30 protein-coding genes are annotated in these 23,126 nt (G+C 58.8%); 22 read left to right on the forward strand and 8 right to left on the reverse strand.

The window, feature by feature from the left end:
• Positions 1-7 precede the first annotated feature (7 nt).
• A complete protein-coding gene (locus AB5Y99_RS02710; RefSeq protein ID WP_005342660.1) occupies positions 8-649 on the forward strand; it encodes a bifunctional 4-hydroxy-2-oxoglutarate aldolase/2-dehydro-3-deoxy-phosphogluconate aldolase in 642 nt (213 codons plus the stop codon).
• A gap of 84 nt (positions 650-733) precedes the next feature.
• On the opposite strand, the gene AB5Y99_RS02715 is transcribed toward AB5Y99_RS02710, so the two are convergent.
• Entirely contained in the window at positions 734-1,741 is a 1,008-nt protein-coding gene (locus AB5Y99_RS02715) for a substrate-binding domain-containing protein (RefSeq protein ID WP_368208634.1), read from the reverse strand.
• A gap of 89 nt (positions 1,742-1,830) precedes the next feature.
• Between AB5Y99_RS02715 and AB5Y99_RS02720 the strand changes: the two genes are divergently transcribed.
• Positions 1,831-2,481 carry a Qnr family pentapeptide repeat protein gene (locus tag AB5Y99_RS02720; RefSeq protein WP_368208635.1) on the forward strand — a complete coding sequence of 217 codons (651 nt, stop codon included), beginning with the start codon at positions 1,831-1,833 and terminating at the stop codon, positions 2,479-2,481.
• 133 nt (positions 2,482-2,614) lie between these two features.
• Here AB5Y99_RS02720 and envC read toward each other — a convergent pair whose 3' ends face one another.
• Both envC and gpmM read right to left on the reverse strand, forming a co-directional pair.
• A complete protein-coding gene (envC, locus tag AB5Y99_RS02725; RefSeq protein WP_368208637.1) occupies positions 2,615-3,967 on the reverse strand; it encodes a murein hydrolase activator EnvC in 1,353 nt (450 codons plus the stop codon).
• A gap of 9 nt (positions 3,968-3,976) precedes the next feature.
• On the reverse strand, positions 3,977-5,506 hold the full coding sequence (gene gpmM, locus AB5Y99_RS02730) for a 2,3-bisphosphoglycerate-independent phosphoglycerate mutase (protein ID WP_368208639.1): 1,530 nt from the start codon (positions 5,504-5,506) through the stop codon (positions 3,977-3,979).
• Positions 5,507-5,752: 246 nt separating this feature from the next.
• On the opposite strand from gpmM, the gene AB5Y99_RS02735 reads away from it, so the two are divergent.
• The 3 genes from AB5Y99_RS02735 to gpsA are packed head-to-tail and all read left to right on the forward strand — an operon-like array spanning position 5,753 to position 7,712.
• On the forward strand, positions 5,753-6,184 hold the full coding sequence (locus AB5Y99_RS02735) for a rhodanese-like domain-containing protein (protein ID WP_005340640.1): 432 nt from the start codon (positions 5,753-5,755) through the stop codon (positions 6,182-6,184).
• A gap of 50 nt (positions 6,185-6,234) precedes the next feature.
• Entirely contained in the window at positions 6,235-6,705 is a 471-nt protein-coding gene (gene secB, locus AB5Y99_RS02740) for a protein-export chaperone SecB (protein ID WP_042054222.1), read from the forward strand.
• Positions 6,706-6,707: 2 nt separating this feature from the next.
• Positions 6,708-7,712: an NAD(P)H-dependent glycerol-3-phosphate dehydrogenase gene (gene gpsA / locus AB5Y99_RS02745; RefSeq protein WP_005356865.1), complete on the forward strand. Its 1,005-nt coding sequence runs from the start codon at positions 6,708-6,710 to the stop codon at positions 7,710-7,712.
• A gap of 68 nt (positions 7,713-7,780) precedes the next feature.
• Here gpsA and nfuA read toward each other — a convergent pair whose 3' ends face one another.
• Together nfuA and AB5Y99_RS02755 are read right to left on the reverse strand one after the other, a co-directional pair.
• Entirely contained in the window at positions 7,781-8,359 is a 579-nt protein-coding gene (nfuA, locus tag AB5Y99_RS02750) for a Fe-S biogenesis protein NfuA (protein ID WP_005340636.1), read from the reverse strand.
• An 80-nt stretch (positions 8,360-8,439) separates the two neighbouring features.
• Positions 8,440-9,168: an amidophosphoribosyltransferase gene (locus tag AB5Y99_RS02755; protein ID WP_107683334.1), complete on the reverse strand. Its 729-nt coding sequence runs from the start codon at positions 9,166-9,168 to the stop codon at positions 8,440-8,442.
• Between the two features lie 38 nt (positions 9,169-9,206).
• On the opposite strand from AB5Y99_RS02755, the gene bioH reads away from it, so the two are divergent.
• From bioH to AB5Y99_RS02775, 4 genes are all read left to right on the forward strand, one after another.
• Complete coding sequence (gene bioH / locus AB5Y99_RS02760) at positions 9,207-9,971, forward strand: pimeloyl-ACP methyl ester esterase BioH (RefSeq protein WP_107683335.1); 765 nt, start codon at positions 9,207-9,209, stop codon at positions 9,969-9,971.
• Between the two features lie 71 nt (positions 9,972-10,042).
• Complete coding sequence (locus AB5Y99_RS02765) at positions 10,043-10,276, forward strand: flagellar basal body rod C-terminal domain-containing protein (protein WP_005342675.1); 234 nt, start codon at positions 10,043-10,045, stop codon at positions 10,274-10,276.
• 1 nt (position 10,277) lies between these two features.
• Positions 10,278-11,045: a putative metalloprotease CJM1_0395 family protein gene (locus tag AB5Y99_RS02770; protein WP_368208640.1), complete on the forward strand. Its 768-nt coding sequence runs from the start codon at positions 10,278-10,280 to the stop codon at positions 11,043-11,045.
• An 85-nt stretch (positions 11,046-11,130) separates the two neighbouring features.
• On the forward strand, positions 11,131-11,409 hold the full coding sequence (locus tag AB5Y99_RS02775; RefSeq protein WP_005355353.1) for a hypothetical protein: 279 nt from the start codon (positions 11,131-11,133) through the stop codon (positions 11,407-11,409).
• 70 nt (positions 11,410-11,479) lie between these two features.
• On the opposite strand, the gene AB5Y99_RS02780 is transcribed toward AB5Y99_RS02775, so the two are convergent.
• Positions 11,480-13,789: a Tex family protein gene (locus AB5Y99_RS02780; RefSeq protein WP_368208642.1), complete on the reverse strand. Its 2,310-nt coding sequence runs from the start codon at positions 13,787-13,789 to the stop codon at positions 11,480-11,482.
• Positions 13,790-13,980: 191 nt separating this feature from the next.
• Positions 13,981-14,454: a transcription elongation factor GreB gene (gene greB, locus AB5Y99_RS02785; RefSeq protein ID WP_019445040.1), complete on the reverse strand. Its 474-nt coding sequence runs from the start codon at positions 14,452-14,454 to the stop codon at positions 13,981-13,983.
• Positions 14,455-14,703: 249 nt separating this feature from the next.
• Between greB and ompR the strand changes: the two genes are divergently transcribed.
• Together ompR and envZ are read left to right on the forward strand one after the other, a co-directional pair.
• The gene (gene ompR / locus AB5Y99_RS02790; protein ID WP_005340625.1) at positions 14,704-15,426 is read left to right on the forward strand and encodes a two-component system response regulator OmpR; all 723 of its coding nucleotides are present in this window, start codon (positions 14,704-14,706) and stop codon (positions 15,424-15,426) included.
• The gene (envZ, locus tag AB5Y99_RS02795; protein ID WP_139440675.1) at positions 15,423-16,733 is read left to right on the forward strand and encodes a two-component system sensor histidine kinase EnvZ; all 1,311 of its coding nucleotides are present in this window, start codon (positions 15,423-15,425) and stop codon (positions 16,731-16,733) included. Before ompR ends, envZ begins: the two co-directional genes overlap by 4 nt.
• Before the next feature lie 37 nt (positions 16,734-16,770).
• Here envZ and AB5Y99_RS02800 read toward each other — a convergent pair whose 3' ends face one another.
• A complete protein-coding gene (locus AB5Y99_RS02800) occupies positions 16,771-17,685 on the reverse strand; it encodes a DMT family transporter (protein WP_139433447.1) in 915 nt (304 codons plus the stop codon).
• A 356-nt stretch (positions 17,686-18,041) separates the two neighbouring features.
• Here AB5Y99_RS02800 and rpsJ point away from each other — a divergent pair, with 356 nt between their 5' ends.
• The 11 genes from rpsJ to rpsQ are packed head-to-tail and all read left to right on the forward strand — an operon-like array spanning position 18,042 to position 23,006.
• Positions 18,042-18,353 carry a 30S ribosomal protein S10 gene (gene rpsJ / locus AB5Y99_RS02805; RefSeq protein WP_005307944.1) on the forward strand — a complete coding sequence of 104 codons (312 nt, stop codon included), beginning with the start codon at positions 18,042-18,044 and terminating at the stop codon, positions 18,351-18,353.
• Between the two features lie 22 nt (positions 18,354-18,375).
• Positions 18,376-19,008 (forward strand): 50S ribosomal protein L3, encoded by a 633-nt coding sequence (gene rplC, locus AB5Y99_RS02810; RefSeq protein ID WP_005340620.1) that lies wholly within the window; start codon positions 18,376-18,378, stop codon positions 19,006-19,008.
• 17 nt (positions 19,009-19,025) lie between these two features.
• Positions 19,026-19,631, forward strand: coding sequence for a 50S ribosomal protein L4 (gene rplD / locus AB5Y99_RS02815; RefSeq protein ID WP_005340616.1), 606 nt, complete (start codon positions 19,026-19,028; stop codon positions 19,629-19,631).
• A complete protein-coding gene (gene rplW, locus AB5Y99_RS02820) occupies positions 19,631-19,930 on the forward strand; it encodes a 50S ribosomal protein L23 (RefSeq protein ID WP_342690021.1) in 300 nt (99 codons plus the stop codon). The genes rplD and rplW overlap by 1 nt, the downstream gene beginning before the upstream one ends.
• 15 nt (positions 19,931-19,945) lie before the next feature.
• Positions 19,946-20,767 carry a 50S ribosomal protein L2 gene (gene rplB, locus AB5Y99_RS02825; RefSeq protein WP_005340614.1) on the forward strand — a complete coding sequence of 274 codons (822 nt, stop codon included), beginning with the start codon at positions 19,946-19,948 and terminating at the stop codon, positions 20,765-20,767.
• A gap of 22 nt (positions 20,768-20,789) precedes the next feature.
• Complete coding sequence (gene rpsS, locus AB5Y99_RS02830) at positions 20,790-21,068, forward strand: 30S ribosomal protein S19 (RefSeq protein ID WP_005307960.1); 279 nt, start codon at positions 20,790-20,792, stop codon at positions 21,066-21,068.
• 10 nt (positions 21,069-21,078) lie between these two features.
• Positions 21,079-21,423 carry a 50S ribosomal protein L22 gene (rplV, locus tag AB5Y99_RS02835; RefSeq protein WP_005319741.1) on the forward strand — a complete coding sequence of 115 codons (345 nt, stop codon included), beginning with the start codon at positions 21,079-21,081 and terminating at the stop codon, positions 21,421-21,423.
• A 3-nt stretch (positions 21,424-21,426) separates the two neighbouring features.
• On the forward strand, positions 21,427-22,140 hold the full coding sequence (rpsC, locus tag AB5Y99_RS02840; RefSeq protein ID WP_005307962.1) for a 30S ribosomal protein S3: 714 nt from the start codon (positions 21,427-21,429) through the stop codon (positions 22,138-22,140).
• Between the two features lie 13 nt (positions 22,141-22,153).
• The gene (gene rplP / locus AB5Y99_RS02845; protein WP_005340612.1) at positions 22,154-22,567 is read left to right on the forward strand and encodes a 50S ribosomal protein L16; all 414 of its coding nucleotides are present in this window, start codon (positions 22,154-22,156) and stop codon (positions 22,565-22,567) included.
• Positions 22,567-22,758, forward strand: coding sequence for a 50S ribosomal protein L29 (gene rpmC / locus AB5Y99_RS02850; RefSeq protein WP_005307965.1), 192 nt, complete (start codon positions 22,567-22,569; stop codon positions 22,756-22,758). The genes rplP and rpmC overlap by 1 nt, the downstream gene beginning before the upstream one ends.
• On the forward strand, positions 22,758-23,006 hold the full coding sequence (gene rpsQ / locus AB5Y99_RS02855; RefSeq protein ID WP_005307966.1) for a 30S ribosomal protein S17: 249 nt from the start codon (positions 22,758-22,760) through the stop codon (positions 23,004-23,006). The genes rpmC and rpsQ overlap by 1 nt, the downstream gene beginning before the upstream one ends.
• Positions 23,007-23,126 lie beyond the last annotated feature (120 nt).

The following is a 23,126-nucleotide window of genomic DNA, read 5'->3' on the forward strand; positions in this document are numbered from 1 at the left end:
AAGAGCTATGCAGAACTGGAAAGTGACCCCGGCCGAGGTGTTTGCCGCCTCCCCGCTGGTACCCGTGATGGTTATCAACGAGCTGGATCAGGCCCTGCCGATGGCCAAGGCGCTGCTCGACGGCGGCATCTCTGTCTTCGAAATCACCCTGCGCACCCCGGTGGCGCTCGATGCCATCGCCCTCATTGCCAAGGCGATGCCGGATGCCATGGTCGGTGCCGGTACCGTGCTCAACTGCGAGCAGTTTGACGCCGCCGTTGCTGCCGGTGCCCGCTTCGTCATCTCCCCGGGCATGACCCCGGCACTGCTGGCCCACGCGGCCAAGAGCACTGCACCGCTGATCCCGGGTGTGGCAACTCCGTCTGAAGTGATGCAGGCGCTGGAAGCGGGCTATGACCATCTGAAGTTTTTCCCGGCCGAAGCGAACGGCGGCACCAAGGCGCTCTCCGCCATTGCCGCGCCGCTGCCCCAGGTGAAGTTCTGCCCGACCGGCGGTATCGGCCCGAAAAACGTGGCCGACTATCTGGCACTCAAGTGCGTGGCCACCGTCGGCGGCTCCTGGATGCTGCCGGCCGATGCGGTCAAGAGCGGCAACTGGGAAGAGGTGACCCGCCTCTCCCGCGAAGCGGTTGAGCTGGTAAAACGCTAAGCATCAGTTGTGCCGAAAACCAAACAGGCCACCCTCGGGTGGCCTGTTTGCTATCAGCGTGACTTCAGTGGGTGAGGGAAGCGATTACCCCAGACTCTCCCCGACATAGAGGGAGAAGCCGATATCCTTGCGGGTGTCGGGTTGGGATTGGCCGTTGAGACGCGCCAGCAGCATGGTGGCCGCCTCCCGACCGATCGCTTCCCGCGGGGTGGCGATACTGGCCAGTTTGGGGGTCATGGCGTGGCCGATGTCGAGGGCGTTGCAACCGGCTATGGCGATCTGCTGGGGCACCGGGATCCACTTGGCCTGACACTGCAACAGGGCGCCCACCGCCAGGTCATCGTTAGTGCAGAACAGGCCGTCGAGGTCGGGATAGCGCACCAGCGCCTGATCCAGCAGCTTGCCCCCCAGAGTGAAGCTGGAGGATTGTTCGGTCAGCAGATGCTGGCCGGTGAGGCCGAAGTCGGTCATCGCCTGATAGTAACCCTCCATCCGCAGCTGGGTACGCACGTCGAGCCGCGCTCCCAGATAGACCACCTTGCGTCGGCCCCGGTGCAGCATCTCTGTTACCATGGCCCGGGCCGCGGCTCTATGGTCCATGCCGACCACCATGTCGATGGGGGTTTGCGGCAGATCCATGGTCTCCACCACCGGAATGCCGGCGGTGGCGATCATCTTGCGGGTGCGCTCGGTGTGCTGGCTGTCGGAGAGGATCAGCCCATCCACATGGTAGGAGAGCAGGGACGCGACTTGCTCCTCCTCCCGCTCCGGGCTGTAGCCGTAGTGGGCCAGCAGGGTCTGGTAGCCGGCCGGTCGGGTCACCGACTCGATGCCGTGGATCACCGCCGAGAAGACCTGGTTGGAGAGGGAGGGGATCAGGATGCCGATCGCCTTGCTGGTCGCGTTGGAGAGAATATCCGGCGCCCGATTGGGGATATAACCCAGCTCTTCCACCACAGCCGCGATCCGCTCGCGGGTCCCCTCCGCCACGGTCTGCGGGTCGCGCAGATAGCGGCTGACAGTCATCTTGGTCACGCCGGTCTGGTCGGCGATATCTTGCAGGGTGGGGCGGCGCTTGCGGGTGGGGCTCATAGGGGTGTCCAGCGTGGATGTTACAAGTAACATTACCGTTTTTGGCGGATAAAGTCAGCATATGAAGCCGTTTTTGCAGGGGTTTTCCGATGATCAGAGGCAAGCTGTTCGTGGATGTCCGGTTCGAGCAACAGGATATGGAGGGGGAGCAGTTCTCGGAGTGCCGCTTTATCGGCTGCAATTTCTCCTGGCTGGATTTGAGCGATAGCCGCTTCATCGACTGCAGCTTCTACGATCGGGAGAGTGAACGGGGCTGCCTGTTGCAGGGTTGCGATCTGCGCGAGGCCAGCTTCCTGCGCTGTGATCTCACCATGGCCGATTGCAGCCGCAGCCAGTGTCTGGGGTTGGAGATGCGCGACTGTCAGGCGGTCGGTATCAACTTCAGCCATGCCAGCTTCGCCAACCAGATCACCGCCAAAAGCTACTTCTGCGAGGCCCATCTGACCGGCAACAACTTCAGCTATGCCAGCTTCGAGGGTTGTCTGCTGGAGAAGTGCGAGCTGACCGGTAACCGTTGGCAGGGGGCCAACCTGTTTGGTGCCTCGCTGGCGGGTTCCGATCTCAGCGGCTCCGAGTTTGGCCAGATTGACTGGACCAGCTTCAAGCTTCAGGGCTGCGATCTGCGCCAGTGCGATCTGCCGGGGCTGGATCTGCGCCGGGTCGATCTGCAGGGAGTACAGATCAACGAGGATCAGCAGCAGACCTTGCTGGAGCAGATCGGTCTGGTTGTCTTCCCCTGAGCCGAGCGAAAAAATAGGTAATTTTTCATCAAATGGGACCGACTGTGGGGGGCTATGCTCCTGAAATGACAAAAGCCTGCGTGAGGCAGGCTTTTGCTAGTGAGCGTGTGACGCGTTTGTCGGCCGGGTTAACTCAACCCTTGGCCAGCCATTTGGTCGGGTTGATCGCCTCGCCCTGATAGCGAATTTCGAAGTAGAGGCCCGGTCTGTCCTGACCGCCACTGTCACCGACCAGTGCCACCGGTTCACCCTGTTCCACATTCTGGCCAACCTGACGCAGCAGCGACTGATTGTGACCGTAGAGGCTCATATAGCCTTTGCCGTGGTCGATCACCAGCAGCATACCGAAGCCATCGAGCCAGTCGGCGTAGACCACTTGTCCCGGTGCGACCGCCTTGACCTGAGTTCCTTCGCTGGCGCCGATCAGAGTGCCTTTCCACTTGAGCTGGGCGGTGCGCGGCGAACCGTAGGAGATGAGGATCGGTCCCTGTACCGGCCAGCGCAGGCTGCCATTGGTCTTGAGACCACTGTAGTGACCAGCACTGCTGATGCCCGAGCCACGCTCCGGTTTGCTGCTGGCCACCTCTTCGACCGGTTCTGCCGGTTTGACGGTTTTGTTCTGCTGGGCGGCGAGTCGCTGCTGCTCGGCGCGGCGCTGTTCGGCCAGCTTGCGCTGACGCTCCTGCTCCGCTTTCAGCTTGGCCAGCCGTTCCCGCTCGGCCCGTTCACGGCGCTCCTGCTCTTCGCGCTTGCGACGTAGCTCTTCCAGCCGGGCTTTCAGCGCCTTCTCCGCCTTGACCAGCTGGGTGAGCTTCTGCTCGTCATCCTGTACCGACTGCTGCAGTTGGTTACGCACCTTGGCCCGGCTCTGCTGGCTGGCCAGCAGGGTCTGGTGATGCTCCTGCTGTTCGGCAAGCAGGGTCTGCAGTCTGGTCTCGGTCTCTTTGGTGGCCTGCTGGTTTTTCGCCAGCTTGTCACGGGTGGCGCGCAGGGCGTCGATGGCGTCGATGCGGGCCTTGTTGAGGTAGTCGTAGTAGTCGAGCGAGCGGCTCAGTTTGGCCGGATCCTGCTGATTGAGCAGCAGTTTGAGGTAGTCGTGGTTGCCCGCTTGAAAGGCGCTCTCCGCCTGTTTGGCCAGCAACTGCTTTTGATGTTTGGCTTGAACTTCCAGCGCCAGCTTGTCTTTTTGCAGGGTCGCCAGCGTCTGCTGGTTCTGCTTCAACTGCTGCCTGGTCTGGTTGAGTTTGGCGGCGGCGGCCGAGATGGCCTGCTCGTCAGCCTTGAGCTGGGTATTGAGCTTGGCAAGCTCCTGCTTGCTGAGCTTGATGGTCTTCTGTTGCTCTTTGATCCGGGACTGCATGGTCCCCAGCTGCTGATTGGCGGCCAAAGCCGGTGTGCTGGCGCCAAATGACAGGCAAAAAAACAGCGCGCCGGCCAACAGGCCGACGCGACTGGTTTTCTGTGAAATAACTTCGCATCCCCGCATGGGGAAGGATTATTTCAGAATCATCAGGGGCTTGCCAGTCATTTCCGGCGGCACCGGCAGACCCATCAGGGTCAGCATGGTGGGGGCCAGATCGGACAGTTTGCCACCTTCAACCACCTCGGCTTTGCGACCGAAATAGATGAGCGGAACCGGCAGATTGGTGTGGGCGGTGTGGGCCTGACCAGTCTCTTCGTCCAGCATCTTCTCGGCGTTGCCGTGGTCGGCAGTGATCAGGCACTCGCCACCCACTTCGGCCAGGGCGTCGGTGACGCGACCGATGCAGTGGTCAACGGCTTCACAGGCTTTGACGGCGGCATCGAACACACCGGTGTGACCAACCATGTCGCCATTCGGGTAGTTACAGATGATGACGTCGTACTTGCTGCTCTTGATGGCCGCAACCAGCTTGTCGGTCAGCTCTTCGGAGCTCATCTCCGGCTGCAGGTCATAGGTCGCCACTTTCGGGCTGGCCACGATCTCGCGATCTTCGCCGGTGAAGCAGGACTCTTCGCCACCGTTGAAGAAGAAGGTGACGTGAGCATACTTCTCGGTTTCGGAGATGCGCAGCTGGGTCTTGCCCTGCTTGGCCAGCCACTCACCCAGGGTGTTGACCAGAGCGGTCGGCGGGTAGGCGCAGGCAGTTTTGATGTCGGCCGCGTATTCGGTCAGCATCACGAAGTTCAGCTTCGGCTCGACTGCACGGGCGAAGCCGGTGAAGTCGGTGTCAACGAAGGCGCGGGTGATTTCACGGGCACGGTCGGCACGGAAGTTCATGAAAATCAGCGCATCGCCATCTTCCATCGGGGCAGCTTCGCCGATGCGGGTGGCTTTGACGAACTCGTCGTTCTCGTCGCGAGCATAGGCGGCAGCCAGTGCTTCGGTGGCGCTCTCGGCGGTGAACTCGCCCTTGCCCTGGGTCATCAGGTCATAGGCTTGCTGCACGCGATCCCAGCGGTTGTCGCGGTCCATGGCGAAGTAACGGCCGATCATGGAGGCGAAACGACCCTTGCCCAGCTTGGCGAACAGGGCATCGAACAGCTCGATGGAGGACTGAGCGGAGCGCGGCGGAACGTCACGGCCATCCAGGAAGGCGTGCAGATAGATCTTCTCTGCGCCACGCTTGGCAGCCATTTCGATCATGCCCATGATGTGCTCTTCGTGGCTGTGTACGCCACCCGGAGACATCAGGCCCATGATGTGAACGGCTTTGCCGTTGGTGACGGCAGCGTCAACAGCCTTGGCCAGCTCGACGTTCTGGAAGAAGTCGCCATCCTTGATGTCTTTGGAGATGCGGGTCAGCTCCTGATAGACGATGCGACCGGCACCGATGTTGACGTGACCCACTTCGGAGTTGCCCATCTGGCCATCAGGCAGACCAACGTCCAGACCGGAGCCGGAGATCAGGGTGCTGGTGTAGTCACGGGCCAGACGATCGAGGTTGGGAGTCTTGGCGGCAGCGACGGCGTTGTGCTCTTGCTTGGTGCTGTAGCCCCAACCGTCCATGATGACCAGAACCAAAGGTTTCTTAGCTGTTGACATAAGACTATGTCCTCTCGGATTGGAAAAAATGCGGGAAATGAAACTAGCGTAATATTACTACATCTGCCGAAATAGTCACCTGATAGCCAAGGGGCGCTCCCGCGGCCCCGCAAGCCATGCCCTTCCTGCCATGCTCGCTGCCCAATGATGATGGGAGCCTGCTCGCGCTTTGCCGCCAAGATGGCTGATCTTATCAATACCCCCATGTATACTCGGGCCCTTGTCTTGGTCCCTGGATAGTAGAAGATGCAAGAGTATTTGGATTTTGCGGCCCGTAACCCGCTGCTGACCGCAGCTTGGTTGGGTCTGGCTGGCACTCTGGTTTACACCACTGTGCGTGCCCGTTTGTCTCCGGTAAAAACCGTCAACAATCACACTGCGACCCTGCTGATCAACCGCGAGAATGCCACCGTGGTGGATATTCGCAGTCAGGAAGAGTACGCCAAGGGCCATCTGGCCGGTGCCCAGCACCTGCCGCTGACCCAGATCCAGAGCAATAATCTGGGCCCGGTTGAAAAGCATAAAGATGCCCCCATCATAGTGGTGTGCGAGTCGGGAATGACTGCGGGCGGCGCGGGCCGTCAGCTGAGCAAAGCTGGCTTCAAGCAGGTTTATGTGCTCGGCGGTGGCATGGCCCAATGGCGTGCAGAAAATCTGCCGGTAACCAAGAAACGCTGATTTAAGCAGGGCTTGAGCCCACTTATCCATATAACAAGGAATCAAACGAAATGGCTGACGAGATCAACAACCAGGAAGTACAACCGGAATTCCACATCCAGCGTGTTTACACCAAGGATGTCTCTTTCGAAGCGCCGAACACCCCGCACATCTTCCAGAAAGAGTGGCAACCGGACGTCAAGCTGGATATGGATACCAAGACCAACATCCTTGCTGAGAGCGTGTACGAGGTTGTCCTGACCCTGACCGTAACCTGCAAACTGGAAACCGAAACTGCCTTCCTGTGCGAAGTACAGCAAGCCGGTATCTTCACCATCGGTAACCTGCCGGAGCCGCAACTGGCTCACTGCCTGGCTGCCTTCTGCCCGAACATCCTGTTCCCGTATGCCCGCGAAGCCGTGGCCAACATGGTGAGCAAGGGTTCCTTCCCGCAGCTGAACCTGGCACCGGTCAACTTCGATGCCCTGTTTGCCCAGCACATGGCGCAAGCACAGGCCCAGCAGGCGACAGCGGAAGCCTGATAATGGCTGACCAGATCGCTATCTCGGTCTTGGGGGCGGGGTCTTATGGCTCCGCCCTTGCCATTTCTCTGGCGCGCAACGGTCATCCGACCCTGCTGTGGGGTCACGACCCTGCTCATGTCGCCGAGCTGGAACAAGACCGCTGCAACAAGGCTTTTCTGCCTGATGTCCCTTTTCCTGCTGATCTGCAGCTAACTGCGGATCTGCAACGTGCGGTACAGGCTGCCCCCGTGCTGCTGCTGGTCGTGCCGAGCCATGTATTTGGCGATGTGCTGACCCGGATCAAACCCTTCCTGCGCCCCGATACCCGTATCGCTTGGGCCACCAAGGGTCTGGAGCCGGACAGTGGCCGTCTGCTGCAGGACGTGGCCCGTGAAGTGCTGGGTGACGAGATACCGCTGGCGGTGATCTCTGGTCCCACCTTCGCCAAGGAGCTGGCTGCCGGTTTGCCGACCGCCATCTCGGTCGCCTCGACCCACGACGAGTTCGCAGACGATCTCTCCCATCTGCTGCACTGTGGTCGCTCGTTCCGGGTCTATACCAATCCGGATTTCGTCGGTCTGCAGCTGGGTGGGGCGGTTAAGAACGTCATCGCTATCGGTGCCGGTCTCTCCGACGGGCTCGGGTTTGGCGCCAATGCCAGAACCGCGCTCATCACCCGGGGTCTGGTGGAGATGCAGCGTCTGGGTGCGGCGCTGGGTGCCGATGCCAAAACCTTTATGGGGATGGCGGGGCTCGGGGATCTGGTGCTCACCTGTACCGACAACCAGTCGCGCAACCGTCGCTTCGGGCTGGCCCTCGGGGCTGGCAAGGATGTGAACACCGCCATGACCGAGATCGGTCAGGTGGTGGAGGGGTATCGCAACACCAAAGAGGTACATCTGCTGGCGGCCCGCTGCGGCGTCGAGATGCCCATCTGCGAGCAGATCTTCAAGGTGCTCTACGAGGGTAAGAACCCGAAAGAGGCGGCCATCGCCCTGCTGTCGCGAGACAAGAAGGACGAGTAATCTGCCGATTGCCCATGCAAAAGGCCCCGCCAGATGGCGGGGCCTTTTCTTTGCGCAAGGGCCGCAAATCAGTAGTAGGAGTGATCGCCGCGCTGGTGCTCGGTGGCGTCTTTCACGCCGTTGAGCTCGCCCGGGAACTTCTCAAGCAGTTGCTTTTCGATCCCCTCTTTCAGGGTGTAATCGACCATGGAGCAACCGTTGCAACCGCCGCCAAACTGCAGGATGGCCAGTTTGTCTTCGGTCAGTTCGACCAGGGTGACCTTGCCACCGTGACCGGCCAGCATGGGGTTCACTTCGGACATCAACACGTACTCGATGCGCTCGATCAGCGGCGCGTCATCGGCCACTTTACGCATTTTGGCGTTCGGTGCTTTCAGGGTGAGCTGGGAGCCCATCTGATCGGTCACGAAGTCGATGGTGGCATCCACCAGGAAGGGGGCGCTCAGGGGATCAACCATGCAGTCGAAGCCGCTGAAGGGCAGGTGTTGATCTTCCGGGTCCACGGCATCGGGTGGGCAATACGATACGCCACACTCGGCATTCTGGGTTCCCGGATTGACCACAAACACCCGGATATTGGTGCCATCAGGCTGTTTTTCCAGCAGTTTACGGAAATGGGCCTGGGCGGCGTCGGAAATGCTGATCATCACTATCCTCATAAACCTGAGTGTACGACTAGGGTATTCATGATAACGCGGTTATTAATGCTTGGGTAGCATGCCGATGGCTACTTGCTGTGCCGCAGGGTACGACAGATCGCCCACACTTCCACCTTTGTGATGCCGCTCTCATGGAGCAGACGGCTGAGCTGACCGGCGGTGGCGCCTGTGGTCACAACGTCATCGAGCAGGGCGACATGATGGTATTGGTGGGAGCGGATCCGGAATGCCCCGCGCAGATTGCGCCGCCGTTGCCCGGCGCTCAGGGTTGTTTGTTGCGGGGTCGCCTTGATGCGCTGCAACAAAGTGTTGTCGCAGGGAATGTCGGTGAACTCGCCAAGGGCTTGCGCGATCTCCTCCGCCTGATTGAATCCGCGCCGCCACTGTCGCCACCAGTGCAGGGGAACTGGAATGATCGCCTCCGGCGGCTCGCGGCCATCCAGATGATCGGCCAAGAGGCGTGCCAGTAGCGGCGCCAGCAGGATCTGGCCGGAATATTTGAGCCGGGGGATCAGCATGGGGTAGGGAGCCTGGTAGTCGCCGATCACCTGCAACCGCTCCCAGGGGGGAGGTCTGCGCTGGCAGCGGCCGCAGACCGGTATGCTCTCTTCTATATAGTCAGCCAGCGGCGCGGCGCAGAGGCGGCATCTCGGCTGTGGCTGGTGCAGCGCCTGCCGACACCAGCTGCAGAGCAGGGGCTCGTTGTCACAAGGCTGATGACAGAGCAGGCAACTCCCTTGCCAGTCGCCGTGGTTGCCGAGCAGCGGGCTTGCTTTAGCGAGCAGTCGCTTTAACATGCTGACCCCAAGAGCATGAACAGGGATCTTGAGTCTAGATGAGCATATCGGTAGAGCAGTTTGGCCAGGGGCCCGATCTGGTGCTGTTGCACGGTTGGGGGATGAACGGTGCGGTCTGGCATGGTATTGCCCAACAGTTGGCGCCCCACTATCGGGTTCATCTGGTAGATTTGCCTGGTTTTGGCAACAGCCCGCTGGCAGACCAGGTGGATTACAGCCTGACCTGGCTTGCCGAGCAGGTGGCCGCTATCTTGCCACAGAAGTGCCATCTGCTTGGTTGGTCGCTAGGGGGTCTGGTGGCAAGCCAGTTGGCGCTGACGCATCCCGAGCGGTTGCATTCCCTGATCACCGTGGCCAGCTCCCCCTGTTTCATGGCCCGCGACGAGTGGCCGGGGATCGCCCCCAAGGTGCTGACCGGCTTCAACCAGATGCTGGCGGGGGATTTTCGCCAGACCATAGAGCGCTTTCTGGCGATCCAGGCCATGGGCAGCGAACATGCCCGGGACGATATCCGTCAGTTGCGCCACTGGCTGGCCGAGCGCCCGGCGCCCCTGTTTGCCGCACTCGAGGCCGGGCTGACGCTGTTGGCCGAGATTGACCTGCGCGAACCGCTGCGGGAGCTGGATCTGCCCTGGTTGCGGATCTATGGCCGACTGGATTCATTGGTACCCAAGGCAGCCATTCCCCTGCTGGATGATCTCTACCCTGCCAGCCGCAGCGTGACCCTTAATAAGGCCTCACACGCACCTTTTATCTCCCATCCTGACGAATTCATTGAAATCGTTCGAGATTTTGTTGGCTAAAAAACAGCCTGCAAGCTTCATTAATCCTCTGGTCTGGCGGATAATTAAGCTGTGACCAGAGGAGTAACACCATGCGTATTGATTCTGCTTTCAACAGCGGGGTACAGGGATTTCAGCGAGCCGAGCAGATTGCCGACAAGGCATCCAATCAGATCGCCCGCCTCAACACCCCCAGCGGGGATCAGGTGCAAGTGACCGATGAGCTCGTCAATCTCAAGGTGGCCGAGCAGCAGGCTGGCGCTTCAGCCAAGGTAGTGCAGACCGCCAGCGAGATGATGGGAACCCTGATCGACATCCGGGTGTGAGATGAACATCAATGTCAGTCTGCCTCCCCTTATCCCGACACAGCTGCAACCTCAGGTGGAAGCGGCGAGGACGGATAATCGCCGGGCAGAACTGATCCCGCAGGCCCGGGCGGGCCAAGCCTCCGTTGCCGAATCTGAAGTCGGCTCCCAAAAAGAGAAATCCAAAGCCGGTCAGGCCTCCAGCAATCAGACCTCCCAGAACAGCCGTGAAACCGGGCAATTAGCCCCGACGACACTGCCAGACAATCGCTTTGTCGAGGCCACCGGCGAGGATGGGCAGCGCAAGCAGCAAGATCCCAAACATCAGGAGCAGCAACAGCGGCAAGAGCAGCAGGTTCAGGATCTTGTCGAGCGTGACAAGGAGGTGCGCACTCACGAGCAGGCGCACCAGTCTGCGGGTGGAGAGTACGCCAGCTCGCCCACCTATCAGTTTACGCAAGGGCCGGATGGCAAGCGTTATGCGACGGGTGGCGAAGTCCAGATCGATACCAGTGTCGTACCCGGTGACCCTGCCGCTACCATCGCCAAGATGCAGCAGATCCGCTCTGCAGCGCTGGCGCCCGCCGAGCCTTCCGCGCAGGATTTGGCCGTTGCTCGCAGCGCCGCCGCGAGTGAGGCTAAGGCACGCAAAGAGCTGATGGCCGAGCAGAGCGCGAAATCGGGCGGTGTGTTGAGCGCCTATATGGACAAGCGTAACAGCGTCATCGCGGGCCACTATCGACAGGCTGTCAGCCCGGCCTCTACCCAGTCCCTCAGTCTGCATATCTGAATGACTCTCGCCAAACTTTCAGCTGCTTTGCCTGTTTTGCAACTAACCTGAAGATCAGGCCCATTCCAATTTCACAGGAGCTGTCATGCATTTCGATGAAGTCAAAGCGGAAGATTTCACCACCTTCTCCCGTGTACCGCCCCCCCACCTGCAGATGGAGCAGTTTCTGATGCAGCTCGGAGGAGGGGGAACTGAAGGAACCAGTTTCAAGAAGAAAGTGATGCTTGCGGCTGGCTGGAGCCACACCGGCGTCGTCTCTTACGGCAAGTATCCGCAAGAGGCCTGCAAGGCATTCAACCGACTGCGGGAGGTGCTGGCCCAGCATGGAGAGCCCGAGAGTATTCTTGCTGCCCTGACGCAGTAATCCTGAGCTTCGCGTGTAAAAAAGCCCCTTGCGGGGCTTTTTGCATTCAGAGGACTTCTGGAAGGTTTCGCTACTTTTTCGCTTTGGAGAGCGCTGCCGCGAAGGCGTTGCCCATGGCACAACCCATAGGGGGGCTTTGGCGCGGCTCATTTCTTGGTTTGGTGTTGCTTGCACTGCTGTTGCGCGCTTCAGCCGGCTTGCGGGCGGGTTGCCCTGCCTTTTCGTCGAGACGCATGGTCAGACTGATCCGCTTGCGCGGGGCGTCCACTTCCAGCACCTTGACCCGCACAATGTCGCCCGCCTTGACCACCTCACGGGGATCCTTGACGAAACGGTCGGTCAGGGAGGAGATGTGCACCAGACCGTCCTGATGAACACCGATATCGACGAAGGCGCCGAAGTTGGTGACGTTGGTGACCACCCCTTCCAGTACCATCTCTGGCACCAGGTCGCTGATCTGCTCCACACCTTCCTTGAAGGTCGCGGTTTTGAACTCGGGGCGCGGGTCGCGGCCCGGCTTGTCCAGCTCGCCGATGATGTCGGTGACGGTAGGTACGCCGAATTGCTCATCGGTATAGTCGGCCGGTTTCAGGCTGCGCAGCAGGCTGCTGTTGCCGAGCAGGCTCTCCACTGTCTGCTCCAGCTTGGCGAGGATCCGCTCCACCACCGGATAGGACTCCGGGTGCACCGCCGAGCTGTCGAGGGGATTGCTGCCGCCGCGAATGCGCAGGAAGCCGGCGCACTGTTCGAAGGCTTTGGGGCCGAGTCGGCTCACTTTCAGCAACTGCTGGCGGCTCTTGAAGGCGCCGTGCTCATCACGGTAGGCGACGATGTTCTGGGCCAACGTCTGGGATAGGCCGGAAACCCGGTTGAGCAGGGCGACCGAGGCGGTGTTCACATCCACACCAACCGCGTTCACGCAATCCTCGACCACGGCATCCAGCCGGCGGGCCAGCTGGCTCTGGCCGACGTCGTGTTGATACTGGCCCACCCCGATGCTCTTGGGGTCGATTTTGACCAGCTCGGCCAGCGGGTCTTGCAGGCGGCGGGCGATGGAGACGGCGCCACGGATCGAGACGTCGAGATCCGGGAACTCCTGAGAGGCGAGTTCGGAAGCGGAGTAGACAGATGCCCCCGCTTCGCTCACCACTATCTTCTGCGCCTTGGCGGCGGGGTAGCGCTCGAACAGGTCGCTCACCAGCCGGTCGGTCTCCCGCGAGGCGGTACCGTTGCCGATGCTGATGAGCTCGACCTTGTGCTTCTGGCACAACTCGCTCAGTGTCTTGAGGCTCTGATCAATCTGGCGTTTTGGTTCGAATGGATAGATGGTGGCGTGATCGACCAGCTTGCCGGTGGCATCCACCACGGCAACCTTGACCCCGGTGCGGATGCCCGGATCCAGCCCCATGGTGCAGCGCATGCCGGCCGGGGCCGCCATCAGCAGATCCTTGAGGTTCATGGCGAACACCTTGATCGCCTCCTCCTCTGCCGACTCGCGGATGCGACCGATCAGCTCGGTCTCCATCTGAAGTGACAACTTGATCTTCCAGGTCCAGCTCACTACCCCCTGCAGCCATTTGTCGGCCGGGCGGTTCTGCAGATTGAGCTTGAGGTGGTGGGCAATGATCCCTTCGCAGGGGCTGGCACTCTCGTCGTCACCGGTGACCAGCGCCAGATTGAGGATCCCCTCATTGCGGCCGCGCAGCATGGCCAGCACCCGGTGGGAGGGGGCCTTGTGCAGTGGTTCGTCGTGTTCGAAATAGTCCTTGAACTTGGCCCCTTCCTGCTCCTTGCCTGCCACCACGCGGGCGCGCAGGGTGGCATTCTGCCACAGGTAGTCGCGCAGCTTCTCCAGCAGGTCGGCCTGCTCGGCGAAGCGTTCCATCAGGATATAGCGGGCGCCGTCGAGGGCTGCTTTGCTGTCGGCAATGCCCTGTTCGGGATTGAGGAAGGCGGCCGCCGCTTGCTCGGGATCCTGCATCGGGTCACTGAGCAGCAGGTTGGCCAGCGGCTCCAACCCGGCTTCGATCGCCATCTGTCCCTTGGTGCGGCGTTTGGGCTTGTAGGGGAGGTAGAGGTCTTCCAGCCGGGTCTTGCTGTCGGCGCCGTTCAACTCGCGGGCCAACTCGGGGGTCAGCTTGCCCTGCTCTTCGATGGAGCGAATGATCACCTGACGGCGATCTTCCAGTTCACGCAGATAGCCGAGGCGGCTCTCCAGAGTACGCAGCTGGCTATCGTCCAGACCGCCAGTCACCTCTTTACGGTAACGGGCGATAAAGGGCACGGTCGAGCCTTCATCCAGCAGGCGCACTGCGGCCTGCACCTGCTCCGGGCGAGCATTGAGCTCACCGGCAATCTGTCTCTCTATGGTTTGCATCATGATGTTGTTGAGGGCCTCTGTGGTCGAGTCCGCGCCATCAGGCGCCAAGTGTGAGCACTATATGGGGTCGTGTTGCGGGATGCCACCCTGCGCCGGGGTCTGCACCCGTCAGACTGATAAAGTTGCAGGGGAGGGCGTTTATCTTGCCATTGCACCTGTGACTCAGGATGTGCCTGTGGCAAGCAGTCCGGCTATTTGGGGTAGCAGATCTCGTTGATATACCAGCAGACGTCACCAACTGGCGTACGGACGATGGCCTCATCGCCGACCTCTTTCTTGAGCAGGGCGCGGGCCATGGGGGAGTCGATGGAGATGTAATCCTTGCGCTCGAAGATCTCGTCATAGCCGACGATGCGAAAGCGCTTGGTCTCGCCCTCATCGTTTTCCACCTCGACCCAGGCGCCGAAGAAGACCTTGCCCTCCTGCGCGGGGGCATAGTCGACGATCCCCAGCTCTTCGAGGCACTTGCGCAGGTAACGCACCCGCCGATCGATCTCCCGCAGCCGCTTCTTGTTGTACTGGTAGTCGGCATTTTCGCTGCGATCCCCCAGGCTGGCGGCCCATGCCACCTTCCTGGTGACCTCGGGGCGCTCCTGACGCCAGAGGAAATCGAGCTCTTCTTTCAGCTTGTTGTAGCCTTCGCGGGTGATCAGCTTTGTCTTCATGGTGATGCGGACCTGGTCAAAGAGGGGTATTCATCGCTAACTGCTCGGGAATATTAGCTTTTGTCCTCTTGCTGTCGAGGGAAATCGTGATGGCTCAGCTGGCGCCATTCAGCGAGTAGCTGGCCAGCGCAGTGACTTGATGGCCGTCACGCTCTCGGGACGGGTAATAACCGGTAACATATTTGTGCTTTGCTCCCGCTATATCCCCCCCTAGTATTGGGGGCAGCTAAAGAATGAAGAGGCAAAGCAATGAGTCAGCAGCAATACAAGGTCCTGGTCGTGGACGATGACCTGAAATTACGTTCCCTGTTGGAGCGCTATCTCACCGAGCAGGGATTCGTAGTGCGCGGCGTGGCCAATGGCGAGCAGGCCGATCGCCTGCTGACTCGTGAAAACTTCAGCCTGATGGTGCTCGACCTGATGTTGCCGGGGGAGGATGGGCTCTCCATCTGCCGCCGTCTGCGGGAAGCGGGCAACCAGATCCCGGTGCTGATGCTCACCGCCAAGGGGGATGAAGTGGATCGCATCGTCGGGCTCGAGATGGGGGCCGATGACTATCTGCCCAAGCCGTTCAACCCCCGCGAACTGTTGGCGCGGATCCGTGCCGTGCTGCGCCGTCATACCGTCGAGCTGCCGGGGGCTCCCTCTGCTGCAGAGAAAGTGGTCAACTTCGGCGCCTTTCAACTCAATCTGGCGACCCGCGAGCTGAGCCGAGATGGCGAGCCGATGGCGCTCACCAGCGGTGAATTTGCGGTGCTCAAGGTGCTGGTCAGCCATCCGCGCGAGCCGCTCTCCCGCGACAAGCTGATGAATCTGGCCCGTGGCCGCGAATACACCGCCACCGAGCGCAGCATCGACGTGCAGGTCTCTCGTCTGCGCCGCCTGCTGGAGCAGGATCCGGCCCAGCCCCGCTACCTGCAGACCGTCTGGGGTCTGGGGTATGTGTTCGTGCCAGATGGTGACGGTGCATGAAAAAGGTCGGCAGCATGTTCTCGCGCATGCTCTGGTTTCTGGCCGCCGTTCTGGTGGTCTATCAAGCAGTCTCCTACGTCACCTTCTATAACTATCTGCTGGCGCCAACCGTCAAGCAGATCAGTCACTTGCTGGCCAATCAGGTCAAGCTGATCTTTCCGGTCAACACTGAACAACTGGCGCTGAGTGAAGATGCCGAGGCGCTGGTCTATGTGACAACCGGTACCGACATCTATACCCAGAGCGAGGCGGTGCAGCATGGCTTCAACGATGCCAAGCCGTACCCCTATCTGGAGGAGAACATCAGCCGCGAACTGGGTGGCCCGGCCAAGGTGCGGGTCGAGATCCAGGATCACTACATCATCTGGATCCAGCCGCCGCAGGCCAGCAAAATCTGGGTGCGGATCCCGCTGACCGAGATTGAAGATGACGATATCGAACCCCTCATCATCTATCTGAGCGTGTTGTTGGTGATCACCCTGTTTGCGGCCTGGCGTTTTGCCCGGCAGTTGGTGCGCCCGCTCGAGGATCTCGAGGCTGGTGCTGTTGCTGTTTCCAGGGGCCATTTCCCCGAGGCGCTGGGGGAGCTGGGCTCAAGGGAGGTGCGGCGGCTGACCCGCACCTTCAACCATATGTCGCACTCCATCAAGAGCCTGATCGAAGAGCGTAACCTGATGATGGCGGGGGTCTCCCACGATCTGCGTACCCCGCTGACCCGCATCCGGCTGGCCACCGAGATGATGTCCTCCGGTGACGAGTACCTCAAGGAGAGCATCAACGCCGACATCGATGAGTCCAATGCCATCATCGATCAGTTCATCGATTACATCCGCCCGGATGAAGGCCAGGATCTGGAGCCGATCGACCTGACCCAGCTGGTGCACGATACCTTGCTGATCTACTCGGAGCAGGGGCTGGAGGTCGATCTGGCGCTGCCGCAAGAGGCGGTGCGGGTGGCCTGCAATCCGGTCAGTATCCGGCGAGTGTTGAACAACCTCTCAAGCAACTCGCAGCGTTACGGGGCGAGCCGCTTGCATGCCGAGCTCAAGGACGATGGGCACTGGGTGCGCTTGCGCCTCTCCGATGATGGCCCCGGGATTCCGGAGCAGGACTACTCCCGGGTGCTCAAGCCGTTTACTCAGGGTAATGTGGCGCGGACTGTTGGAGGTAGTGGGCTGGGGTTGGCCATCGTGGCCAAGATAGTCGCCCAGCACCACGGCACTATCCGGTTGGGAAGCTCGGATCTCGGCGGCTTGTTGGTCGAGATGCGGCTGCCGAAACATCAGCCACAGGAGTGGATGGATTGAGAGAAGGGCGTATCTGTGGATACGCCCTTCTGCATGGTCAGCTCTTGGTTTCGACTGATGCTCGATAGCGTTTGCCGTACTTGAGCTGCTGGATCAACAGGGCGGCAACGATGAGCGCTAACCCGATGGGGGTGGCCGGATGGATGGTTTCGCCGATCAACAGATTGAGCAGCACCAGTGAGGCAAACGGCGAGATAAAGATGAGGTTGCTGATGGGGGCCGTGTTGGTGGCATGGCGCAGCGCCATCAGCCAGAGCACGAAACCGAAGCCCATTTCGAACAGTCCCACATAGATGGCACCAGCCCATCCCTGCCAGGCGGTCATGGCAAAATCGGAGAGCAACCAGGTCGCCACGACGATAAAAGGCAGGCTGATCATAAAGCCAAGCAACAGGCTGACGATGGGATCGCCCTGATTGCGGGTGTTGAGGATCCAGTAGCTGGCCCAGATGAGGGTCGAGACCAGCGCCAGCGTCACGCCGAGGGGGCTGTCGAACTGAAGGCCGAATACATCCCCTCTGGTGGCGATCACCAGTGCGCCAAAATACCCCAGCACGATGGCGACGCCATCGCGCCGACGCAGCTTCTGGCCGAGGAAGGGGACGGCCAGCAGACTGAGAGTGATGGCCCAGGTGTAGTTGAGGGTCTGCGCCTGCTGCGCAGGCAGCAGATCATAGGCTTTGAACAGCAACAGGTAATAGAGAAAGGGATTCAGCACGCCCAGAGTCAGGTAGTAGAAAGGGCGGGCCTTGATGTAGCTCCCCAGCAGCGGCAGTTTGCCCTGTTTGGCGACGACGGCTGTCAGTGTGAGAGTCGAGGTGAAGGCGGCCACAAGCAACAGTTGCACAGGTTCGAAATAGGCGAGGGAGATCTTGAAGGCTGTGGCGACCGTCGACCAGAGGGCAACGGCGCAAAGGCCATACTGATAGGCTTTCTTTTGATCTTTGAGCATGGGATGTCGTTCCACTGACAGAGGCAAGCGCACAGTCTACCAGTCTGCTTGTAACATTGTCGTTACCTTGGTGTTGGCAGCAGAGTGCGTTGCCGCAGGCGAGATCCATCTGTCACATAAAACTGCGCATAATCTGTTCGCTCTCCCTTGCGCAAATTTGAAAAATCCGTATAATCCCCTCCGCTTACCCATGAGGTAAGCCAGACGATATGTCTGCTGCTGAGTTTCCTGTTTACAGGAGCCAGCCATACAGTCCTCCCGATATGGGGGGAAACGTGAAAAATCACACCTCTGGCGGGAGCAATCTCGGTCGGGCGGTGTTGATTTATGTTCTTTTATCTATTGGAGCTCTGTCAATGCAGAACCAAAGAATCCGTATCCGCCTGAAGGCTTTTGATCATCGCCTGATTGATCAATCCACTGCGGAAATCGTTGAAACTGCTAAGCGCACTGGCGCGCAGGTTCGCGGTCCTATTCCGCTGCCGACTCGCAAAGAGCGCTTCACCGTCCTGATCTCCCCGCACGTCAACAAAGATGCGCGTGATCAGTACGAGATCCGCACTCACAAGCGTCTGGTAGACATCGTTGAGCCGACTGACAAGACCGTAGACGCCCTGATGCGTCTGGATCTGGCAGCTGGTGTAGACGTCCAGATCAGCCTGGGTTAATTACGGAAAGAGGTTGATAACAATGACAATCGGTCTTGTAGGTCGCAAAGTGGGTATGACTCGCATCTTCACTGAAGATGGCGTTTCTATCCCGGTGACTGTTATCGAAGTTGAAGCTAACCGTGTAACTCAGGTCAAATCTGTAGAAACCGACGGCTACAACGCTATTCAGGTTACCACTGGCGCCAAGAAAGCCAGCCGTGTGACCAAGCCGGAAGCTGGCCACTTCGCCAAAGCTGGTGTAGAAGCCGGTCGCGGTCTGTGGGAATTCCGCCTGAACAACGGTGAAACTTTCACTGTTGGTAGCGAGCTGAAAGTAGATCTTCTCGCTGACGTTAAGCTGGTAGACGTTACCGGCACATCCAAAGGTAAGGGCTTTGCTGGTACTGTTAAGCGCCACAACTTCCGCACCCAGGATATGACCCACGGTAACTCCTTGTCTCACCGCGTTCCGGGTTCTATCGGTCAGAACCAGACTCCGGGTCGTGTATTCAAGGGCAAAAAGATGGCTGGTCACATGGGTGCTGAGCGTGTAACGACTCAGAACCTGGAACTGGTTCGTGTTGACGCTGAACGCAACCTGCTGCTCATCAAAGGTGCAGTACCGGGTGCAACCAACGGCAACGTGATCGTCAAACCTGCCGTCAAAGCGTAACGTCTGAGGAGATAGTAATGGAATTGGTAATGAAAGACGCCAAGAGCGCTCTTGAAGTTTCCGAGACTACCTTCGGGCGCGAATTCAACGAAGCTCTGGTTCACCAGGTCGTCGTTGCATATGCCGCTGGTGCCCGTCAGGGTACTCGTGCGCAGCTGACTCGCTCTGAAGTGTCTGGTGGCGGCAAAAAGCCGTGGCGTCAGAAGGGTACTGGTCGTGCCCGTGCTGGCTCCATCCGTTCGCCCATCTGGCGTTCCGGTGGTGTGACTTTTGCTGCTAAGCCGCAAGATCACAGCCAGAAAGTAAACAAGAAGATGTACCGCGGCGCTATCCGTAGCATTCTGTCCGAGCTGGTACGTCAAGAGCGCCTGATCGTTGTTGAGAAGTTCGGCATCGAAGCTCCGAAGACCAAAGAACTGATCGCCAAGCTGAAAGAAATGGAACTGACTGACGTTCTGATCGTGACTGCTGAAGTCGATGAGAACCTGTTCCTGGCTGCTCGCAACCTGTACAAAGTTGACGTGCGTGACGTTGCCGGTATCGACCCGGTCAGCCTGATCGCTTTCGACAAGGTTCTGATGACTGCTGATGCAGTTAAGCAAATCGAGGAGATGCTGGCATGATCCGTGAAGAGCGTCTGCTGAAAGTTCTGAAGGCTCCGCACATCTCTGAAAAGAGCACCATGGTTGCAGAAAAGCAGAACACTATCGTGTTCAAAGTTGCTGTTGATGCTACCAAGGCGGAAGTCAAAGCTGCAGTTGCGAAACTGTTCGAGGTCGAAGTTGAGACCGTCCGTACCCTGAACATGAAGGGTAAGACCAAGCGCGCAGGTGCACGCGTAGGCCGTCGTTCCGATTGGAAAAAGGCTTATGTGACCCTGAAAGCTGGTCAGGACATCGACTTCATGGGCGCAGCCGAGTAAGAGGAGTTCTCAAAAATGGCAATCGTTAAGTGCAAGCCTACTTCTCCGGGCCGCCGCCACGTCGTCAAGATCGTCAATCAAGAGCTGTACAAGGGCAAGCCCTTCGCCGCTCTGCTGGACAGCAAAAGCAAGTCCGGTGGTCGTAACAACAACGGCCGTATCACTACCCGTCATATCGGTGGTGGTCACAAGCAGCACTACCGTATCGTCGACTTCAAGCGCGACAAAGACGGTATCCCGGCTAAAGTAGAGCGCCTGGAATACGATCCGAACCGTACCGCTAACATCGCTCTGGTGTTGTATGCAGACGGTGAGCGTCGTTACATCCTGGCTCCGAAAGGCCTGAAAGCTGGTGACGCGATCGCTTCTGGTGCTGATGCAGCCATCAAGGTAGGTAACGCCCTGCCGATGCGCAACATCCCGGTTGGTTCTACCGTTCACGCTGTAGAGATGAAGCCTGGTAAAGGTGCCCAGCTGGCTCGTTCCGCTGGTACTTTCATCCAGATCCTGGCTCGTGAAGGTAACTATGTAACTCTGCGTCTGCGTTCCGGCGAAGTACGTAAAGTTCTGGCCGAGTGCCGCGCTACCATCGGTGAAGTCGGTAACTCCGAGCACATGTTGCGTCAACTGGGTAAAGCCGGTGCAAACCGCTGGCGTGGTATTCGTCCGACCGTTCGCGGTATGGCGATGAACCCGGTTGACCACCCGCACGGTGGTGGTGAGGGTCGTAACAAGGGCATGCAGCCTGTGTCCCCATGGGGCCAGAAGGCTAAAGGCTTCAAGACCCGTAAGAACAAGCGTACCGACAAGTACATCGTACGTCGTCGTAACAAGTAATTGTTAACATAGAGGAATCACCATGCCACGTTCTCTCAAGAAGGGTCCATTTATTGACCTGCACTTGCTGAAGAAGGTAGAGAAAGCGGTGGAAAGCGGGGATAAAAAGCCGGTTAAAACCTGGTCCCGTCGTTCAATGATCATCCCGAACATGATCGGTTTGACCATCGCTGTCCATAATGGTCGTCAGCACGTTCCGGTTTTCGTTACCGAAGAAATGATCGGTCACAAACTGGGTGAATTCGCACCGACTCGTACTTATCGCGGCCATGCTGCTGATAAGAAGGCTAAGAAGCGCTAAGGGATAAATGATGGAAGCTATCGCTAAACACCGTTATGCCCGTACTTCTGCCCAGAAAGCTCGTCTGGTAGCCGATCAAGTACGTGGTCTGTCCGTAGACAAGGCTCTGAATATCCTGACCTTCAGCCCGAAAAAGGCTGCAGTGCTGGTTAAGAAAGTGCTGGAATCTGCCATTGCAAACGCTGAGCACAACGAAGGCGCCGATATCGACGCGCTGCGTGTTGCTACTATCATGGTCGACGAAGGTCCCTCCATGAAGCGCATCCGTCCGCGTGCCAAAGGTCGTGCGGATCGTATCCTCAAGCGTACCGCTCACATCACTGTAGTGGTATCCGACGCTAAGGCTGGGAGATAAGCAATGGGTCAGAAAGTACATCCTAATGGCATTCGCCTGGGTATTACCAAGCCTTGGAATTCTACCTGGTTCGCGAACACCAAAGACTTCGCTGACAACCTGTACAGCGATTTTCAAGTACGCCAGTTCCTGACCAAGGAACTGAAAAACGCGTCCTTGTCCAAGATCACCATTGAGCGTCCGGCCAAGAGCATCCGTGTGACCATTCACACCGCTCGTCCGGGTGTTGTAATCGGTAAGAAAGGCGAAGACGTTGAGAAGCTGCGCAAAGCTGTAGCCACTATTGCTGGCGTGCCTGCTCAGATCAACATTTCCGAAGTCCGCAAGCCGGAGCTGGATGGCAAACTTGTTGCCGACAGCATCACTTCCCAGCTGGAGCGTCGTGTAATGTTCCGTCGTGCTATGAAGCGCGCCGTACAGAACGCAATGCGCCTGGGTGCCAAGGGCATCAAAGTGGAAGTTTCCGGTCGTCTGGGCGGCGCTGAAATCGCGCGTACCGAATGGTACCGTGAAGGTCGTGTGCCGTTGCACACCCTGCGTGCCGACATCGACTACGCAACTTCTGAAGCCCACACCACTTACGGTGTGATCGGCGTTAAAGTTTGGATCTTCAAGGGCGAAGTTCTGGGCGGTCTGGCTGCTGTTAACGCTGCCGCTGCTCAAGAGCAAGCTCCTGCAAAGCCCAAGCGTGACAACAAGCGCCGCGCTGCTAAGTAAGGAGATTCGGTAAATGTTGCAACCTAAGCGTACTAAATTCCGCAAGACCCACAAGGGTCGTAACCGCGGTCTGGCCACCTCTGGTAACGAAGTATCCTTCGGTACCTTTGGCCTGAAGGCGACATCCCGTGGTCAACTGACTGCTCGTCAAATCGAAGCAGCCCGTCGTGCCATGACCCGTCACGTTAAGCGTCAAGGTAAGATCTGGATCCGTGTGTTCCCGGACAAGCCCATCACCGAAAAGCCCCTCGAAGTTCGTATGGGTAAAGGTAAGGGTAACGTGGAATACTGGGTTTGCCCGATCCAGCCTGGCAAGGTTCTGTACGAGATGGACGGTGTACCTGAGGCTCTGGCGCGTGAAGCGTTTGCCCTGGCCGCAGCTAAGCTGTCTGTTCAGACCACTTTCGTAATTAAGACGGTGATGTGATGAAAGCCCAAGATCTGCGTCAAAAGAGCGTCGAAGAACTGAACCAGGAGCTGCTGGGCCTGCTGCGTGAGCAATTCAACATGCGCATGCAAGCGTCCACCGGCCAGCTGGCTCAGACTCACACTCTGAAACAAGTGCGTCGTGACGTCGCACGTATCAAGACTGTACTGACTGAGAAGGCAGGTGCGTAATGACTGACAAGATCCGTACTCTGCAAGGTCGTGTAATCAGCGACAAGATGGACAAGTCCATCACTGTTGCTATCGAGCGCAAGGTAAAGCACCCGATCTACGGTAAGATCATCAAGCGCACTACCAAGCTGCACGTACATGACGAAAACAACGAGTGCAAAGCTGGCGACCTCGTGGAAATCCGCGAATGCCGCCCGCTGTCCAAGACCAAGTCCTGGACCCTGGTTGCCGTTGTAGAAAAGGCCTAATCGGTACTTTGTAGTCCAAGCGGCCCCTTTCAGGGGCCGTTTGTTTTTTAGGCTACCTTTTCTGAAAATCCTGTGTTATAGTTTCGCGCCTTTTGAAGGCAGCCAGATCCCATTAGGGAT

The organism is Aeromonas sp. R4-2, from assembly GCF_040908295.1.
Lineage (GTDB): Bacteria > Pseudomonadota > Gammaproteobacteria > Enterobacterales > Aeromonadaceae > Aeromonas > Aeromonas veronii.

Excerpts from the sequence above, each read along its gene's own strand:
- rplV (WP_005319741.1), top strand. The coding sequence starts at position 21,079 with ATGGAAGCTATCGCTAAACACCGTTATGCCCGTACTTCTGCCCAGAAA.
- rpsS (WP_005307960.1), top strand. The coding sequence starts at position 20,790 with ATGCCACGTTCTCTCAAGAAGGGTCCATTTATTGACCTGCACTTGCTG.
- envZ (WP_139440675.1), top strand. The coding sequence starts at position 15,423 with ATGAAAAAGGTCGGCAGCATGTTCTCGCGCATGCTCTGGTTTCTGGCC.
- AB5Y99_RS02775 (WP_005355353.1), top strand. The coding sequence starts at position 11,131 with ATGCATTTCGATGAAGTCAAAGCGGAAGATTTCACCACCTTCTCCCGT.
- rpsQ (WP_005307966.1), top strand. The coding sequence starts at position 22,758 with ATGACTGACAAGATCCGTACTCTGCAAGGTCGTGTAATCAGCGACAAG.
- rplD (WP_005340616.1), top strand. The coding sequence starts at position 19,026 with ATGGAATTGGTAATGAAAGACGCCAAGAGCGCTCTTGAAGTTTCCGAG.
- AB5Y99_RS02780 (WP_368208642.1), bottom strand. The coding sequence starts at position 13,789 with ATGATGCAAACCATAGAGAGACAGATTGCCGGTGAGCTCAATGCTCGC.
- AB5Y99_RS02715 (WP_368208634.1), bottom strand. The coding sequence starts at position 1,741 with ATGAGCCCCACCCGCAAGCGCCGCCCCACCCTGCAAGATATCGCCGAC.
- AB5Y99_RS02765 (WP_005342675.1), top strand. The coding sequence starts at position 10,043 with ATGCGTATTGATTCTGCTTTCAACAGCGGGGTACAGGGATTTCAGCGA.
- AB5Y99_RS02800 (WP_139433447.1), bottom strand. The coding sequence starts at position 17,685 with ATGCTCAAAGATCAAAAGAAAGCCTATCAGTATGGCCTTTGCGCCGTT.
- secB (WP_042054222.1), top strand. The coding sequence starts at position 6,235 with ATGGCTGACGAGATCAACAACCAGGAAGTACAACCGGAATTCCACATC.
- AB5Y99_RS02710 (WP_005342660.1), top strand. The coding sequence starts at position 8 with ATGCAGAACTGGAAAGTGACCCCGGCCGAGGTGTTTGCCGCCTCCCCG.
- greB (WP_019445040.1), bottom strand. The coding sequence starts at position 14,454 with ATGAAGACAAAGCTGATCACCCGCGAAGGCTACAACAAGCTGAAAGAA.
- ompR (WP_005340625.1), top strand. The coding sequence starts at position 14,704 with ATGAGTCAGCAGCAATACAAGGTCCTGGTCGTGGACGATGACCTGAAA.
- gpmM (WP_368208639.1), bottom strand. The coding sequence starts at position 5,506 with ATGTCAACAGCTAAGAAACCTTTGGTTCTGGTCATCATGGACGGTTGG.
- rpsJ (WP_005307944.1), top strand. The coding sequence starts at position 18,042 with ATGCAGAACCAAAGAATCCGTATCCGCCTGAAGGCTTTTGATCATCGC.
- nfuA (WP_005340636.1), bottom strand. The coding sequence starts at position 8,359 with ATGATCAGCATTTCCGACGCCGCCCAGGCCCATTTCCGTAAACTGCTG.
- rplC (WP_005340620.1), top strand. The coding sequence starts at position 18,376 with ATGACAATCGGTCTTGTAGGTCGCAAAGTGGGTATGACTCGCATCTTC.
- AB5Y99_RS02755 (WP_107683334.1), bottom strand. The coding sequence starts at position 9,168 with ATGTTAAAGCGACTGCTCGCTAAAGCAAGCCCGCTGCTCGGCAACCAC.
- rpsC (WP_005307962.1), top strand. The coding sequence starts at position 21,427 with ATGGGTCAGAAAGTACATCCTAATGGCATTCGCCTGGGTATTACCAAG.
- gpsA (WP_005356865.1), top strand. The coding sequence starts at position 6,708 with ATGGCTGACCAGATCGCTATCTCGGTCTTGGGGGCGGGGTCTTATGGC.
- bioH (WP_107683335.1), top strand. The coding sequence starts at position 9,207 with ATGAGCATATCGGTAGAGCAGTTTGGCCAGGGGCCCGATCTGGTGCTG.
- AB5Y99_RS02770 (WP_368208640.1), top strand. The coding sequence starts at position 10,278 with ATGAACATCAATGTCAGTCTGCCTCCCCTTATCCCGACACAGCTGCAA.
- envC (WP_368208637.1), bottom strand. The coding sequence starts at position 3,967 with ATGCGGGGATGCGAAGTTATTTCACAGAAAACCAGTCGCGTCGGCCTG.
- AB5Y99_RS02735 (WP_005340640.1), top strand. The coding sequence starts at position 5,753 with ATGCAAGAGTATTTGGATTTTGCGGCCCGTAACCCGCTGCTGACCGCA.
- rpmC (WP_005307965.1), top strand. The coding sequence starts at position 22,567 with ATGAAAGCCCAAGATCTGCGTCAAAAGAGCGTCGAAGAACTGAACCAG.
- rplB (WP_005340614.1), top strand. The coding sequence starts at position 19,946 with ATGGCAATCGTTAAGTGCAAGCCTACTTCTCCGGGCCGCCGCCACGTC.
- rplP (WP_005340612.1), top strand. The coding sequence starts at position 22,154 with ATGTTGCAACCTAAGCGTACTAAATTCCGCAAGACCCACAAGGGTCGT.
- AB5Y99_RS02720 (WP_368208635.1), top strand. The coding sequence starts at position 1,831 with ATGATCAGAGGCAAGCTGTTCGTGGATGTCCGGTTCGAGCAACAGGAT.